Source organism: Alsobacter sp. SYSU BS001988 (assembly GCF_054796215.1).
In genome coordinates this window covers 125681-140380 of sequence record NZ_JBTAMK010000005.1, presented here as the reverse complement: position 1 = coordinate 140380, position 14700 = coordinate 125681, and the positions used below count along the sequence as shown (strand labels likewise).

Here is a 14700-nt window from a genome sequence, read left to right as displayed (position 1 = left end):
CACACAGGAACGGAGGCCGACGTGGGCTTCTACGTCGTCAAGCGGCTGCTGTCGGCCATCCCGACGCTGTTCATCATCGTCACCATCTCGTTCTTCCTGATCCGGCTCGCGCCGGGCGGCCCGTTCGACCTGGAGCGGCCGCTCGAGGCCAAGGTGATGGAGAACCTGCGCAAGATCTACCAGCTGGATAAGCCGCTCTACGAGCAATACTGGCTCTATCTCTCGGCCTTGATGCGGGGCGACCTGGGGCCGTCCTTCTATTTCCGCGACTTCACCATCGCCGAGCTCTTCGCGCGCGGGCTGCCGATCTCGATGCGCCTCGGCTTCTCGGCGCTGCTGCTGGCCGTGCTCGTCGGCGGGACGCTGGGAGTGGTGGCGGCGTTCCGGCAGAACCACGCGGCGGACTACGCCGTCATCGGGCTCGCCACCTTCGGCATCACGGTCCCGACCTTCGTGGTCGCGCCCGTGCTGCAGATCGTGTTCGGGCTGACCCTGGCGTGGCTCCCGGTCGGCGGCTGGAACGACGGGGCGCTGCGCAACACGGTCCTGCCCATCCTCACGCTGGCCCTGCCGCAGGTCGCCGTGATCGCCCGGATGATGCGGGCCGCGATGATCGAGGTGCTGCGCTCCAATCCCATCCGCACGCTGCGCGCCAACGGGCTGCCGCTGGGCGTCATCGTGCGCCACGCGCTGCGCGGCGCGGCGCTACCGGTGGTCTCCTATCTCGGCCCGGCCGCCGCCGCGCTCCTCACCGGGTCGGTGGTGGTGGAGTCGATCTTCGGCATCCCCGGCGTGGGACGCTACTTCGTCGAGGGGGCGCTGAACCGCGACTACACGCTCGTGATGGGCACGGTGATCATGATCGCGGTGTTCGTCCTCGCCTTCAATCTCCTGGTCGACGTCGTCTATGCGCTCATCGACCCGAGGGTCCGCTATGAGTGAGGTCAGCACCCCCGACATGGTGATGGAGGCCGCCGCGGTCGCGCAGACCCGCGGGCGCTCGCTCTGGGCCGATGCGCGCGGACGGCTCTTCCGCAATCGCGCCGCGCTGGCCAGCATCGTGCTCCTGGCGATCGTGGCGCTGGCCTGCGCGCTCGGGCCGTCGCTGACGGGCCACGATTACGATCAGGTCTACCAGGACTATGTCCGCGTCCCGGCGACCTTCTCGTCCTACCCGCTGCCGTCCCAGACGGCGCCTGCGGTGGACCGGATCGCGTCGCGCATCCGCGCCAAGGCGGAGGGGCTCGTCGACGAGGGCGACCGGATCCGGCTGACCCTCGTCTCGGCCTCGACGCGGCCGATCGACGAGCGGCTGCTCGTCTATTTCGAGCGCTCGGACCTGTTCGGCCGGGCCGTGGCGACGGGCAAGGAGGACGAGGGCCGCAGGCTCGCCGTGGAGGTCCCGGTGAAGCGCCAGCATTTCTGGTTCGGGACCGATTCCAACGGCCGCGACCTGCTGACCCGCACGCTCGTGGCCGGGCGTGTGTCGCTCGCCATCGGGGTGCTGGCGACCACGGTGGCGATCCTCATCGGCGTGCTGTGGGGCTCCACGGCGGGCTACCTGGGCGGGCGCGTCGACCTTGTGATGATGCGGGTCGTCGACATCCTCTATTCGCTGCCCTTCATCTTCTTCGTCATCCTGCTCGTGGTGTTCTTCGGCCGGAACTTCGTGCTCATGTTCATCGCCGTGGGGGCGGTGGAATGGCTCGACATGGCCCGGATCGTGCGGGGCCAGACCCTCTCCATCAAGCGGCAGGAATATGTCCAGGCGGCCGAGGCCATGGGGGTCGGCACGCGGGGCATCCTGCGGCGCCACATCATCCCCAACACGCTGGGTCCCGTCGTGGTCTACATGACGCTGCTGGTGCCCAAGGTGATCCTGCTGGAGAGCTTCCTGTCTTTCCTGGGGCTTGGCGTGCAGGAGCCCATGACGAGCTGGGGCGTCCTCATCGCCGAAGGCGCCAAGGCCATCCAGGGCTCCGTCTGGATGCTGGTCTGGCCCTCCGTCTTCCTCACCAGCACGCTGTTCTGCCTCAACTTCATCGGCGACGGGCTGCGTGACGCCCTCGACCCGAAGGATCGCTGACGTGGACCGCGCCGCCGACGCCACACGCGCCGACGCGGGGTCGCCCGCCCCCGTCCTGTCGGTCCGGAACCTCGACGTTCGGTTCAGGATCGCGGACGGCGAACTGCGCGCCGTGAAGGGCGTCAGCTTCGACGTGTCCCCGGGGGAGACGCTGGCGATCGTCGGGGAATCCGGCTCTGGAAAGAGCCAGACCATGATGGCCGTCATGGGCCTTTTGGCGTCGAACGGCTTCGTCGAAGGCTCCGTGAAGATCGCCGGCGAGGAGATCCTCGGGCTTACGCCCCGCGAGCTGAACCGGTTCCGCGGCAGGCGCATGGGGATGATCTTCCAGGAGCCCATGACCTCGCTGGACCCGCTCTACCGCATCGGCGACCAGCTGGCCGAACCGCTCGTCGCGCATGCGAAGATGTCCCGCAAGGCGGCGCGCGAGCGCGCGCTGGAGCTGCTGACGCTTGTCGGCATCCCGCGCCCGGCCGAACGGCTCGGGTCCTACCCGCATGAGCTCTCGGGCGGGCAGCGGCAGCGCGTGATGATCGCCATGGCGCTGGCGAACCGGCCGGAGGTGCTGATCGCCGACGAGCCGACCACGGCGCTGGACGTCACCATCCAGGCGCAGGTGCTGGACCTCCTGGCCGATCTCAAGCGACGCTTCGGGATGGCGATCGTCTTCATCACGCATGACCTCGGGATCGTCAGGCGCATCGCCGACCGGGTCGTGGTGATGCGCAACGGCGCCATCGTCGAGACGGGCCTCACCGAGGAGGTCTTCGCCCGCCCGCAGCAGGCCTATACGCGCATGCTGCTCGCCGCCGAACCCACGGGACGCAAGGCGCCGCCGCCCATGCCGGCCACGCCGGTGATCGAGGCGCGCGACGTTCGCGTCGCCTTCACGCTGAGGGGCGGGTGGTTCGGCCGGGGCGACCGCGAGCTGAAGGCGGTCGACGGCGTCGACCTGACGCTCCTGCGCGGGGGCACGATCGGGATCGTCGGCGAATCCGGCTCCGGCAAGTCGACGCTGGGCCGCGCCGTGCTGCGGCTGCTTCCCTCGTCGGGCAGCGTGCGCTTCGAGGACCGGGACCTCACCGGCCTGGACCGGGCTGCGATGCGGCCTTTGCGCCGCCGCCTCCAGCTCGTCTTCCAGGATCCTTTCGGGTCGCTCTCGCCGCGCATGACGGTGGGCGAGATCGTCACCGAGGGGCTGCTGGTCCACGAGCCCGCGATCACGCGGGCGGAGCGCGACAGGCGGGCCGCTGCGGCGCTGGAGGAGGTGGGCCTGGACCCCTCCACCCGCAACCGTTTCCCGCACGAGTTCTCAGGCGGGCAGCGCCAGCGCATCGCGATCGCCCGCACCATGATCCTCAATCCCAGCGTGGTGGTCCTGGACGAACCCACCTCCGCGCTCGACCGGTCCGTGCAGAAGGACATCGTCGACCTGTTGCGCGGATTGCAGGCCCGCCATGGGCTGTCCTACCTGTTCATCAGCCACGACCTCGCCGTCGTCCGGGCCATGGCGGACGAGATCATCGTCATGAAGTCGGGCAAGGTGGTGGAGCGCGGGACCGTCGACGCCATCTTCCGCGATCCGCGCCAGCCCTACACCCGGGATCTGATGGCCGCCGCGTTCCTCAGCGAGACGCCCGTTCCGTGACGGAGCGGCGAAGTGTCCGCCCGACGGTCACGCGCCCTGCGCGGCCATGTCGGCGGAGGGCTCCCCAGTAAGCGCCAGGGGGCGGGATACGCGCCACGGACGAAGTCTCGCGGCCTCCATGGTGGCGCTCGACAGGGGCCGGAGTTCCCCGCTGGACGTGAGCTCCTGGGCGAAGAGCAGCCCCATGCGGTGCAGTTGCGCCACCACGATCCGGGCCAGCGTCTCATCCGGCGAGATCGAGATGGATCCGGCGGCGTAGACCGCCTCCATGATGTGCCGGGGGTGGGTGCGGCTGGCGGATTGTCCGCGCCGTCGTCTCAGAGCCGCCAGTTCGTCCATGTCGCCCTGCATTCATCGGGACAGAAGCTACGCCGTCCGATGAGAACCGATTCGCCCGCCCTGGCGCGTCCGTAGAAATCCGTGCCCTGCGGGAACGGCGGAACTTCCCCCATACCGCAGCGTTGAAGGCCGGATTTCAGCGACGGTCGGGTCTTGGTTGGCCGGGATTTGGATGGCCGGGACTTGGACGGCCAGGACTTGGGGGCAAGGCTTTTGGAGGCGGAGCGAGCAGGGCCGATGGCGCAGGCCTCCTTGGCGGGTCCGGGCGGCGCAGGCGCGGCGGCGGCCCTGTCCGGCGTCGATTACGCAGCGCTCTTCGACTCGGCTCCCAATCCCTATGTTCTCCTCGATCCGGCCTTCGCGATCGTCGGCATGAACGAGGCCTATCTGCGCGTGACGATGCGCGAGAAGGCTGAGCTGCTCGGACGGAACATGTTCGAGGCGTTCCCCCCTGGGCCGGAGGATTCCGGCGCCAGCAGCCGGCTGTTGCGGGACTCGCTGGAGCGGGTGCTGCGCCAGCGCACCGCCGACCACATCGCGCTCATCAAATACGACATCCCCCGGCCCGACGGTCAGTTCGACGAGCGCTACTGGAGCGCGACCCATACGCCGCTCCTCGGCCCGAACGGCGACGTCGCCTTCATCCTGCAGAACACCGTCGACGTGACCGAGCTGCACAGGCTGCGGCAGGCGACCCGCCAGTTCTCCTGGCTGCAGCGGGCCGGCGGCGACGGGCGCGTCGAAGGAGAGATCCTGCAGCGGGCGCAGGCCGTGCAGGACGCCAATGTGTCGCTGGAGGCCGAGAGGCGGCACCTGCGCAGCCTGTTCGAGCAGGCGCCCGGGTTCATGGCGGTGTTGCGCGGCCCGACGCACGTCTTCGAGATCGCCAACGCCTCCTACTCGCAGGTGGTCGGCCACCGCGACATCCTGGGCAAGCCGGTCGCCGAGGCGCTGCCCGAAATCGCCGGGCAGGGCTTTTTCGAACTCCTCGACCAGGTCTACGCCAGCGGCGAACCCTTCGTCGGCCGCGGGCTCAAGGCGTACCTGCAGCATGAGCCGGGCGCCCCGCTGGAGCTGCGCTATCTCGATCTCGTCTACCAGCCCATCTTCGACCAGACCGGGGCCGTCGTGGGCATCTTCGTCCAGGGCAACGACATCACGGAGCAGAAGCGAGCCGAGGAGGCGCTTCGCGAGAGCGAGGCGAACCTTCTCTCCCTGGCCAATCTCATTCCCCAGTTCGTGTGGATGGCCGCGCCCTCCGGCTGGATCTATTGGTACAATCAGCGCTGGTACGACTACACCGGAACGACCCAGGCCGAAGTCGAAGGCGACGGCTGGCGCTCCCTGCACCATCCCGATCACGTGGAGCGCGTCAGCGCCCGCCTCGCCGAGGCCTTCGCCAGCGGCGAGCCCTGGGAGGACACGTTTCCGCTGCGCGGGAAGGACGGCGCCTATCGCTGGTTCCTGTCGCGGGCGGTGCCGGTCCGGGACGAGGACGGCGCGATCGTGCGGTGGTTCGGGACCAACACCGACGTGACCGACCAGCTCGCGATCGAGGAGCGCCTGCGCGAGAGCGAGGAGCGGATCAGGCGGCTGAACGAGACGCTCGAGCAGCGCGTCGTCGACCGGACGATCGAGATGCAGGAGGCGCGCGACGCGCTGCAGTTGATCAACCACAATCTCGAAGCCATGGTGGCGGCGCGGGTGTCCGACCTCAAGGCCGCCAACGAGGAGATCCAGCGCTTCGCCTATATCGTCAGCCACGATCTCCGGGCGCCGCTCGTCAACATCATGGGCTTCACCAGCGAGCTCGAGGCCCTGCGCGCGCAGCTGCAGCGCTTCGTGGACGAGATCGGTGCGACGGCGCTCGACGCGGTCCCGGCCCGGGTGCGGGAGGGCGTGGGGGAGGATCTGCCCGAAGCGATCGGCTTCATCCGCAGCTCGACCGACAAGATGGACCGCCTCATCAAGGCCATCTTGCGGTTGTCCAGAGAGGGCCGGCGCGTCCTCGCGCCCGAGGCGCTCGACATGCGCGCCGTCCTGGAGGGCGTCTTCAAGACGCTCGCCCACCAGGCGGACGGCGTGGCGTTCGTTCTCGGCGACACGCCCGACATCGTCAGCGACAGGCTGGCTGTCGAGCAGATCTTCGCAAACCTCGCGGAAAACGCCGTGAAGTATCGACATCCCGAGCGGGAAGGCAGGATCATGTTCAGCGGTGAGCGGATCGGCGACCTCGTCCGCTATCGGGTCGAGGACAATGGGCGCGGCATCGACCCGCGTGACTTCGACCGCATCTTCGACCTGTTCCGCCGCTCGGGCGTCCAGGACACGCCGGGCGAAGGGATCGGCCTGGCCCATGTCCGGGCGCTCGTGCGCCGGCTGGGCGGGACCATCACGGTCGCCTCCGAACCGGGAGAAGGCTCCACCTTCACGGTCGAACTCCCCGCCACTCTCCACGCCGCGGAGGACGCCGCCCGATGAAGAGCCACAAGCCGGTGACGATCATCATGGTCGAGGACGACGAGGGCCATGCGCGGCTGATCGAGAAGAACATCCGGCGCGCCGGCGTGTGCAACGAGATCCGCCACTTCGCCAGCGGAACCGCCGCGGTGGAGCACATGTTCAGCCCGGAGATCCGCGACGGCGGGCCGCTTCTCGTCCTGCTGGACCTCAATCTCCCGGATATGAGCGGCACGCACATCCTCGGATTGCTGAAGGGTGACGAGACCCTCAGGCGCGCGCCGGTGGTCGTCCTGACCACAACCGACGATCAGCGCGAAATCCAGCGTTGCTATGACCTGGGTTGCAATGTCTACATCACGAAGCCTGTCGAATATGAAACCTTCGCCCAGGCGATCCGGCAGCTCGGGCTCTTCCTGTCCGTGATGCAAGTTCCAGACGCGACCTGACCCGACGGACCTCGGCGTGCCCATATCCGTTCTCTATATCGACGATGACGCCGGTCTGGGCAGGCTCGTCTCCCGCACCCTGGCGAGGCAAGACTGCGAGGTCACCCACGTCCTGAGCGGGGACGAGGGCCTGGCTGCCCTGAGCCGGGCGCCCTTCGACGTGATCGGCCTCGATCACTTCATGCCGGGGCGCGAGGGACTCGACGTCCTGAAGGACATCCGGGCCATGCCGGACGCGCCGCCGGTCATCTATGTGACGGGCAGCGACGAAGGACGCATCGCCATCGCGGCGCTGAAGGCCGGCGCGGCGGACTACGTCATCAAGGACGTCGGCAACGCCTTCATCGACCTGTTCCGCCAGGCCATCGACCAGGCGCTCGAGCAGGTCAGGCTCCGGCGCGAGAAGGAGGCGGCCCAGACCGAGATGCGGGAGGCGCGCGAACGGGCCGAGATCCTGCTGCGGGAGGTGAACCACCGGGTGGCCAACAGCCTGCAGCTCGTGGCCTCCCTCGTCACCATGCAGCAGAAGACGGTGCCGGACGACTCGCCCGCCCGCCACGCGCTGACCGAGGCGCATGGCCGCATCCACGCCATCGCCCAGGTCCACCGCAGGCTCTACACGTCGGACGACGTGCGATTCGTCGACATGGCGGGCTATCTGGAGGGTCTGACCGAGGAGCTGTCCGCCGCCATGCGGGTCGCCGAGCGCGAGCACCGGCTCACCCTGGAGGCCGAGCCGCTGCGGGTCGCCACCGACAAGGCGGTGGCGGTGGGCGTCATCGTCAGCGAGCTCGTCACCAACGCCTTCAAATACGCCTACCCCAAGGGCGACGCCGGGGAGATCCGGATCAGGCTCTGGAACGGCGGCAGGAGGGTGTCGCTCGCGGTGGAGGACGACGGGGCGGGGTGGACCGGCGCGGGTCCCGTCCAGGGCACGGGGCTCGGCATGCGCATCATCCGCGCCATGGCGACGAGCCTTCAGGCTGATTTGAGTTTCGACAGGGCTGCGGCGGGCACGAGAGCCGTGCTGAGTTTCGAGACGTGAGGCAGGACTGCGGCGCTTCGCCCCGGCGGGCTCGCCCGGGGCGGCGTGTCGGTTCGCATATGCGTGGCATCGGACGCTGGGCCAGCCGGTCCTCGCGTCCCTCTAGAAGGCGCCTTCGATGATCGAGATCCCGGGGTCCGAGAGCGAGTTCCGCCTGCTTGCGGACCATGCGCCCGTGATGGTGTGGCGGTCCGGGACCGACATGGGCTGCGACTGGTTTAACGAGCCCTGGCTCGCCTTCACGGGCCGGGAGCTTCGGCAGGAGCTCGGCCAGGGCTGGGCGGAGAACGTCCACCCGGACGACGTGGCCGACTGCCTCGACGCCTATCATTCAGCCTTTCGCCGGCAGGAGCCGTTCACGATCGAGTACCGGCTGCGCCGCCATGACGGCCAGTACCGCTACGTCATGGACAATGGCCGGCCCTATTACCGGGACGGCGAATTCGCGGGCTATTTCGGCTCATGCGTGGACGTGACGGCCCACCGGCGAACGGAGGCGAAGCTGGTCCATGCGCTGGCCGAGCGGGACAATCTGCTGCGCGAGCTTCATCACCGGGTGCGGAACAACCTGCAATCGGTGCTGGCGCTGTTGCGCCTGACGACCCGCGGCGCCGACGCCAGCGGCCAGGCGCTGCTCTCGGTGCTCGACCGCCGGGTCAGCGCGATGGCGCTGGCGCAAAAGAGCATGCAGGGCCTCGACGCCGCCGGGCCCATCGCGCTGCGCAAAATCGTGTCGAGCACGATCGAGGACGTCAACGCCGTCATCCCGGACCTGAGCGTGAAGGTGGAGCAGGATCCCGCCGAAAGCGCGATTCAGGCCGAGCAGGCGTCGAGCTTCATGCTGGGCATGGCCGAAGCCCTGGCGATCCTTGCGAACGGACGCGCGGGGGCGAAGCTCACCGTTCGCTTCGAGCCGGGGCCCGCCGTGCGGATCGGCGTGGAGCCGGGGAGGACGGATCTGGCGGTGGATCGGCCGTCCCTCCTCCTGATCAAGCAGTACGCCCGCAGCGCCGGGTTCGACAGCGAGCCCGCCGAGGACGGCGGCTCGATCACCTTCAGGCAGCGGGCCAGCTGAGCGGGTCGTCCTGGCTCACGCCGGCGAAGCCGACCCTCTCGGACGCCTCCGCGCCGCATTTCTCCACATGCGCGGTGCGGTTGATGACCTGCAGATTGGGCGCGCCCCAGAAAGCCAGCAGGTCCGGCCATGGCGCGTCGCGGTGGTCGCGCCAGACGCGGAACAGCGGCGTGCGGTGGTCGACCTCCGCCGTCTTGAGGAGCCGCTGGCCGCTCGCGGCGCAGCGCCGCTTCTGGAGCCTGGCGAGGGGCGTGGAGAATTCGCTCGGGGCGGTCCAGAGCTTCCAGGCCGTGACGCAGGCGGAATGCCACTCGGCGCGCCTGTTCAGGGCTCCGTCGCCCCACAGGTCCTGGTGCCAGCCCAGCCGGTACACGGGCCCGCCGCAGATCCGGCAATGGCCGGCGCCCAGGGCGCGCCCGGCCTCCCGGTAGGGAGCCGGCGGCTGTCGGAAGGAGGCGCCGAGACCGGTCGTCCTGTCGGGGGAGATCCGCCAGGTCCAGCCCTCGGGAGCGCCGGTGCGGCCCGCGAGCGCGCGCGCCAGGCGGTCCGCCCTGACGGGGTGAAGGCGCCAGTAGGATTCCACGGCGAGCCGCGGAGTGGGCGGAATGAAGGGGCGCGAGTAGGCGTGCGCCAGCACGGAGGCGGGAAACCCGACCGGCAGGCTCTTGGCCAGCCGGGCCCGGGCCTTCTCGTTGCGCTCCGCCCGGAATGCAGACGTCTTGCTCATCTCTCGCCGATTCTCGATGCCGAGCCCTGCTTTGCCAGCCTGGCCTCGCCGGGACAAGCGAACGCGATCGCCGCCGGACGGGGTCCGGCGGAGAGCATGCGGTGCGGAAGCTTTCAGAATGGTGAGCGGCGCGAGCCCGCGCGACGGAAGCCTAGTGGCCGGTGTCGTCGGCCGACCGGCTGGCCTCGAACAGGAACCAGGTCCGGCGCTCGGTCTGGTCGATGAGCTCTTCGAGCAGGCTCGCGGTGGCGACGTCGTCGTGCTCGTCGCAGACCTCGTGCGCCTGCCGCATCGCGGTCGCCATCGCCTTGTTGTCGGCCAGCAGCTCCCTCAGCATGTCGGCGGCCGAGACGAAGTCCGCCTCATTGTCCTGGATCCGGCGCAGCCGCTCGATATGGCTGATCCCGCGCAGGGTCTTGCCGCCGATCTTCCGCACGCGCTCGGCGAGAGGATCGGTGGAGGCGAAGATCTGCTCGGCGTGCTCGTCCAGCATGAGGTGGTAGTCGCGGAAATGCGGGCCGCTGACGTGCCAGTGGAAGTTCTTGGTCTTCAGATAGAGCGAGAACGCATCGGCCACGAGCCCGTTGACCGCTTCCGAGACGGCCTGCACGGCGTCGGAGGACAGATCGGTGGGGGTCTCCAGCATCGCATCGCCCTGGAGGCCGGACTTGCCCGGCGATGCCATGGAGCGGGACGGCTTGCCTCGCGACGTCTTGCCGGACGACGCCTCGCCGGCGAATGCGCCAGGCGCGGGCGCCTGACCCGCAGGATTGCGCGACTTCGGCTTCGCAGCTGCCATGGGAGTCTCCTCGGATCGGGAAAGCGGCCCGGCGCTCGCGGCGACCGTAACCTGCGCGATAACGAGGGCGCGCGCCGATCGTTCCGCCCCGGACCAAGATCCAGAAAGAAAGAGGGCCGCTCGAAAGCGGCCCCAAGTCTAGGGAGGAAACGCCCACGGAGGGCTAAGACGTCGAAACGTCACGTCTCCTTACCTATATGGTGCAGTGCGAAATGGCAAGGGGCGCGCGTGCGGAGAGCCCCGCCGGAAGCCGCCAGCGGCGACATGTCGCAATGCTGCAACATTCCAGGGCGACCTGGCCGGCGGGCTGCCTACGCCGCGTTAACGGAACGTGAACCATCCGGCCGCAAGGTGAGTTGATCAACGCCACCCGGAGAACGTGCATGTTCGCCAGCGTCGTCGATCCGTCGGAGCCCCGCGTCGTCTCCATCGCGATCACCCTGGAGGGGCGGCCCATCTTCTCGGAGCATTACGTCGTCTCCGGCCATGCCGACATGGGCCGCGCTGTGTTCCACGCCCATTCGAGCGCGGTGCGGCTTTGCGCCGACATCGGCCCCGCGCGGCTGAAGACCGACATCCAGCGCGCCCCGCGCCTTCAGTAGGCCCCGCCGGAGCGCGAGGGGAAAGCACGCGAAAGTTGTAAAACTGAATCTATTTCCAAATACGATTTTCAACGGCTCTCCGCCTAGGGTTCTGCGTCGGCTCGACGCCGATCCTAGGGACGGACTTCATGAGCGCACAGCGTCGAAAAAGCACGAGACGGCGGGCCCTGCTCGCCGCCAAGCTGGTCTTTGGGTCGGGCGGCACGCTCGACTGCCTCGTGAACGACCTTTCGGACGACGGCGCCAAGCTGCAGTTCAGGATGCAGCCGCAGCGACTGCCCCCGGCGTTCAAGTTGCGCATCGGCGACGAGCCGCGCGCCCGCGAGTGCCGGCTGCGCTGGGCGACGCCCACCCATATCGGGGTTGAATTCGCGACCCAGGTCGCGCTGCTCAACTCCGAGGCTCTGAAGACCCGCATCGCGGCGGTGCGCGCCAGGCGGGCGGCCGGATGAGCAAGATCTCGTTCCCGGACGTCCCGATCCTGCTCGTCGAGGACAGCCTGTTCGTGCGGGCGATCATCCGCCGCATGCTGCGTCAGGTCGGCATGCGCAACGTCACGGAAGTCGGAGACGGGGAGGCGGCTCTGGAGGCGCTCCAGACCTTCTCGCCCGAGCTGGTGCTGCTCGACTGGCATCTGCCCCATCTCACCGGGGGCCAGATCCTCGAGATCATCCGCGATCCGACGATCTCGGCGCGGACGGACGTGCCCGTCATCATGATCTCGGGCGCGCCCACGAAGTCGCTGATCGAGCGCTCCGCGCAGCTCGGCGTCACCCATTTCCTGCGCAAGCCCTTTTCGCCCCATGAGCTCTGGACGCGGCTGCAGGCGATCGGGATCGGAGCCGGGCCGACCGCGGCCGCCGTCCTTCAGTAGAGGCCGCCGGTTCCGCCGCCGACCTGGCGCTCCCCGTCCTGCGGGGCGGCCGCGACCGGAGCGCCTTCGTCCCCGAAGGAGCCGCGCTCCGGCGGAGCGGTGCCGGGCTTGAACGCCTCCAGGATGGCCGTGCGCTCGCCTCCGGTCGCCCGCGCGCCGGTCTGCGGGTCGACGCGCACCAGCTTGATGCCGGGCGGCACGCGGAACGGCGTCGGCGGCTTGTCGGCCAGCGCCATCTTCATGAAGTCGCGGAAGATCGGCGCGGCGTACTGCGCCGCATAGGCCGAGTTGCCGAGGGAGCGGGGCTGGTCGTAGCCGATATAGACGCCTGCGGCCAGATCGGGCGAGAAGCCCACGAACCACAGGTCCTTGGCGTCGTTGGTCGTGCCGGTCTTGCCCGCCAGCGGCTTGCCGACCTCCTTGACCACCGTGCCGGTGCCGCGCTGCACGACGCCTTCCAGGATGGAGGTGATCTGGTAGGCGGTCAGCGGGTCGAGCACCTGCTGGCGCTCGTCGACGATCTTCGGCTCGTTCTGGCCGGAATAGCTTTGCGCATCGCAGCCGACGCATTTGCGCTCGTCATGGGCGTAGACGTTGCGGCCCCAGCGGTCCTGGATGCGGTCGACGAGGGTGGGGTGGATCTTGCGCCCGCCATTCGCGAACATCGCATAGGCCGCGGTCATCCGCATGACGGTGGTCTCGCCGGAGCCGAGGGCCATGGCGAGCAGCGGCTGCAGGTTGTCGTAGACCCCGAAGCGCTTGGCGTACTCGACCACCAGGGGCATGCCGATGTCCTGGGCGAGCCGCACCGTCATCATGTTCTGCGAGTGCTCGACGCCGAAGCGCAGCGTGCGGGGGCCGGCGAAGCCTTCCTCGGCGTTTTCGGGCCGCCACGGCTCCTGCCCGGGACCCTGGTCGATGCTGATCGGGGCGTCCAGAATAATGCTGGACGGGGTGTAGCCGTTATCCATGGCCGCCGCGTAGACGATCGGCTTGAAGGAGGAGCCCGGCTGGCGTTGCGCCTGCGTGGCGCGGTTGAACTTGGACTGGTCGAACGAGAAGCCGCCCACCATCGCCAGGACGCGCCCGGTATAGGGGTCCATCGCGACGAGCGCGCCGGAGATCTCGGGCAGCTGCCGCAGCCGGAACTGCCCCGGCTTGCCCTCGAGGGGCTCCACATAGACCACGTCTCCCGCCGACACGACCTGGCGGGCGGGCTTGCGGGTCCATTTCAGGCCCTCGGCCGGGATGACGCCGGCCTCGCGTTCCTTCGCGACGGCGCCGGACGGTTCGCGCGCGGGCTGCAGTCCGATGCGCACGCCGTCGCCCGCCACGTCGAGCACCACGGCGAGCCGCCAGGGCTGCACGTCGCCCAGCGCCGGCGCCTCGGCCAGCGCTGCGCCCCATTCCTTGCCGGCGATGTCGAGCTTCTGCATCGGCCCGCGCCAGCCATGCGCCTCGTCATAGCGCACGAGGCCGTCGGCCAGCGCCTTGCGGGCCATCACCTGCATCTTGGGATCGAGCGTGGTCCGGACGGACAGCCCGCCCTCGTAGAGCGCCTTCTCGCCGAACCGGTCGGCGATGTCGCGCCGGACCTCCTCGGCGAAGAAGCCGGCCGCGTAGGTGTTGGGCGAGAGGGAGCGCGGATTGACGGTGAGCGGCTCGGCCTTGGACTTCTCGCCGTCCTCGCGCGAGACGTAGCCGTTCTCCACCATGCGATCGATCACATAGTTGCGCCGCTCGGTGGCCGCCTCGCGGGCGCGGAAGGGATTGTAGTTGTTGGGGCCCTTCGGCAGGGCCGCCAGATAGGCGACCTCGGCCAGGGTCAGCTCATGCACCGACTTGCCGTAGTAATTGAGCGACGCGGCCGCGACGCCGTAATTGCCCAGGCCGAGATAGATCTCGTTCAGATAGAGCTCGAGGATCTTGTCCTTCGTGTAGGCCTTCTCCATCCGCAGCGCGAGGAGCACCTCCTTGATCTTGCGGTCGAAGGTCTGTTCGCTCGTCAGGAGGAAGTTCTTGGCCACCTGCTGGGTGATGGTGGACGCGCCCTGCGGGCGCCGGCCATTGTCCCGCTTCAGATAGTAGAGGGCGGCCCGGGCGATGCCCTCCGGGTCGACGCCCTGGTGCTTGTAGAAATTCTTGTCCTCGGCTGACACGAAGGCGGCGATGACGAGCTTCGGCACGGCCTGGATGGGGATGAACATGCGCCGCTCGCGGGCGTATTCGGCCAGCAGGCTGCCGTCGGCGGCGTGGACGCGGGTCATCACCGCAGGCTGGTAGTCGGCCAGCTGCGTGTAGTCGGGGAGGTCGCGCGACACCTTCCAGAGCAGGGCGCCGACCGCGCAGGCGGCCACGACGAACGTGATCGCGCCGGCCGTGAAAAGAATTCCGATCCCACGGAGGAAAAACCGCATCGCTGCACGCCTGCCTGCTTCAGTGCGGGAGGGGATGCGCCGCGAATGTGGTCAAAGGTTGAAAGAGAAGGCGCAGCCCTTCAATGACGGGCGTTTAACGCCGAGCTGTGTCCAGAGCGGCCCGTCGCGCGAGACCACGGCGGCGCGACCCGTGCGGACGCCACCTGGCCGGGCCTGGA

General features: G+C 68.9%; 14 protein-coding genes. 10 read left to right on the top strand and 4 right to left on the bottom strand.

All coding sequences use genetic code 11. The features are described from left to right. Positions 1-21: 21 nt before the first annotated feature. The 3 genes from oppB to ACYVO7_RS12240 are packed head-to-tail and all read left to right on the top strand — an operon-like array spanning position 22 to position 3734. Positions 22-942, top strand: coding sequence for an oligopeptide ABC transporter permease OppB (gene oppB, locus ACYVO7_RS12250; protein WP_460450103.1), 921 nt, complete (start codon positions 22-24; stop codon positions 940-942). After that, entirely contained in the window at positions 908-2086 is a 1179-nt protein-coding gene (locus tag ACYVO7_RS12245) for an ABC transporter permease subunit (RefSeq protein WP_460450102.1), read from the top strand. Before oppB ends, ACYVO7_RS12245 begins: the two co-directional genes overlap by 35 nt. 1 nt (position 2087) lies before the next feature. Then, entirely contained in the window at positions 2088-3734 is a 1647-nt protein-coding gene (locus tag ACYVO7_RS12240; protein WP_460450101.1) for an ABC transporter ATP-binding protein, read from the top strand. Between the two features lie 27 nt (positions 3735-3761). Here ACYVO7_RS12240 and ACYVO7_RS12235 read toward each other — a convergent pair whose 3' ends face one another. After that, complete coding sequence (locus ACYVO7_RS12235; RefSeq protein ID WP_460450100.1) at positions 3762-4073, bottom strand: hypothetical protein; 312 nt, start codon at positions 4071-4073, stop codon at positions 3762-3764. 237 nt (positions 4074-4310) lie between these two features. On the opposite strand from ACYVO7_RS12235, the gene ACYVO7_RS12230 reads away from it, so the two are divergent. The 4 genes from ACYVO7_RS12230 (at position 4311) to ACYVO7_RS12215 (ending at position 9102) form a co-directional block, all read left to right on the top strand. Then, positions 4311-6554, top strand: coding sequence for a PAS domain-containing sensor histidine kinase (locus ACYVO7_RS12230; RefSeq protein ID WP_460450099.1), 2244 nt, complete (start codon positions 4311-4313; stop codon positions 6552-6554). Continuing rightward, positions 6551-6982 carry a response regulator gene (locus ACYVO7_RS12225; protein ID WP_406853590.1) on the top strand — a complete coding sequence of 144 codons (432 nt, stop codon included), beginning with the start codon at positions 6551-6553 and terminating at the stop codon, positions 6980-6982. Before ACYVO7_RS12230 ends, ACYVO7_RS12225 begins: the two co-directional genes overlap by 4 nt. 16 nt (positions 6983-6998) lie before the next feature. Next, positions 6999-8027: a sensor histidine kinase gene (locus ACYVO7_RS12220; protein WP_460450098.1), complete on the top strand. Its 1029-nt coding sequence runs from the start codon at positions 6999-7001 to the stop codon at positions 8025-8027. A gap of 118 nt (positions 8028-8145) precedes the next feature. After that, the gene (locus tag ACYVO7_RS12215) at positions 8146-9102 is read left to right on the top strand and encodes a PAS domain-containing protein (protein WP_460450097.1); all 957 of its coding nucleotides are present in this window, start codon (positions 8146-8148) and stop codon (positions 9100-9102) included. On the opposite strand, the gene ACYVO7_RS12210 is transcribed toward ACYVO7_RS12215, so the two are convergent. Together ACYVO7_RS12210 and ACYVO7_RS12205 are read right to left on the bottom strand one after the other, a co-directional pair. Beyond that, on the bottom strand, positions 9083-9829 hold the full coding sequence (locus tag ACYVO7_RS12210; protein ID WP_460450096.1) for a hypothetical protein: 747 nt from the start codon (positions 9827-9829) through the stop codon (positions 9083-9085). The genes ACYVO7_RS12215 and ACYVO7_RS12210 overlap by 20 nt on opposite strands. A gap of 151 nt (positions 9830-9980) precedes the next feature. After that, on the bottom strand, positions 9981-10514 hold the full coding sequence (locus tag ACYVO7_RS12205; RefSeq protein WP_460450294.1) for a Dps family protein: 534 nt from the start codon (positions 10512-10514) through the stop codon (positions 9981-9983). A 497-nt stretch (positions 10515-11011) separates the two neighbouring features. Between ACYVO7_RS12205 and ACYVO7_RS12200 the strand changes: the two genes are divergently transcribed. From ACYVO7_RS12200 to ACYVO7_RS12190, 3 genes are all read left to right on the top strand, one after another. Next, positions 11012-11230 carry a hypothetical protein gene (locus tag ACYVO7_RS12200; RefSeq protein ID WP_460450095.1) on the top strand — a complete coding sequence of 73 codons (219 nt, stop codon included), beginning with the start codon at positions 11012-11014 and terminating at the stop codon, positions 11228-11230. 128 nt (positions 11231-11358) lie between these two features. Continuing rightward, the gene (locus tag ACYVO7_RS12195; RefSeq protein ID WP_460450094.1) at positions 11359-11682 is read left to right on the top strand and encodes a PilZ domain-containing protein; all 324 of its coding nucleotides are present in this window, start codon (positions 11359-11361) and stop codon (positions 11680-11682) included. Next, a complete protein-coding gene (locus ACYVO7_RS12190; protein WP_460450093.1) occupies positions 11679-12104 on the top strand; it encodes a response regulator in 426 nt (141 codons plus the stop codon). Before ACYVO7_RS12195 ends, ACYVO7_RS12190 begins: the two co-directional genes overlap by 4 nt. Here ACYVO7_RS12190 and ACYVO7_RS12185 read toward each other — a convergent pair. After that, the gene (locus tag ACYVO7_RS12185) at positions 12098-14521 is read right to left on the bottom strand and encodes a penicillin-binding protein 1A (RefSeq protein WP_460450092.1); all 2424 of its coding nucleotides are present in this window, start codon (positions 14519-14521) and stop codon (positions 12098-12100) included. The genes ACYVO7_RS12190 and ACYVO7_RS12185 overlap by 7 nt on opposite strands. Between the last annotated feature and the right edge of the window lie 179 nt (positions 14522-14700).

What these genes read in the sequence shown, in the direction of transcription:
- ACYVO7_RS12245 (WP_460450102.1), top strand. Translation starts at nt 908, where the DNA reads ATGCGCTCATCGACCCGAGGGTCCGCTATGAGTGAGGTCAGCACCCCC.
- ACYVO7_RS12235 (WP_460450100.1), bottom strand. Translation starts at nt 4,073, where the DNA reads ATGGACGAACTGGCGGCTCTGAGACGACGGCGCGGACAATCCGCCAGC.
- ACYVO7_RS12230 (WP_460450099.1), top strand. Translation starts at nt 4,311, where the DNA reads ATGGCGCAGGCCTCCTTGGCGGGTCCGGGCGGCGCAGGCGCGGCGGCG.
- ACYVO7_RS12225 (WP_406853590.1), top strand. Translation starts at nt 6,551, where the DNA reads ATGAAGAGCCACAAGCCGGTGACGATCATCATGGTCGAGGACGACGAG.
- ACYVO7_RS12215 (WP_460450097.1), top strand. Translation starts at nt 8,146, where the DNA reads ATGATCGAGATCCCGGGGTCCGAGAGCGAGTTCCGCCTGCTTGCGGAC.
- ACYVO7_RS12210 (WP_460450096.1), bottom strand. Translation starts at nt 9,829, where the DNA reads ATGAGCAAGACGTCTGCATTCCGGGCGGAGCGCAACGAGAAGGCCCGG.
- ACYVO7_RS12205 (WP_460450294.1), bottom strand. Translation starts at nt 10,514, where the DNA reads ATGGCATCGCCGGGCAAGTCCGGCCTCCAGGGCGATGCGATGCTGGAG.
- ACYVO7_RS12200 (WP_460450095.1), top strand. Translation starts at nt 11,012, where the DNA reads ATGTTCGCCAGCGTCGTCGATCCGTCGGAGCCCCGCGTCGTCTCCATC.
- ACYVO7_RS12195 (WP_460450094.1), top strand. Translation starts at nt 11,359, where the DNA reads ATGAGCGCACAGCGTCGAAAAAGCACGAGACGGCGGGCCCTGCTCGCC.
- ACYVO7_RS12190 (WP_460450093.1), top strand. Translation starts at nt 11,679, where the DNA reads ATGAGCAAGATCTCGTTCCCGGACGTCCCGATCCTGCTCGTCGAGGAC.
- ACYVO7_RS12185 (WP_460450092.1), bottom strand. Translation starts at nt 14,521, where the DNA reads ATGCGGTTTTTCCTCCGTGGGATCGGAATTCTTTTCACGGCCGGCGCG.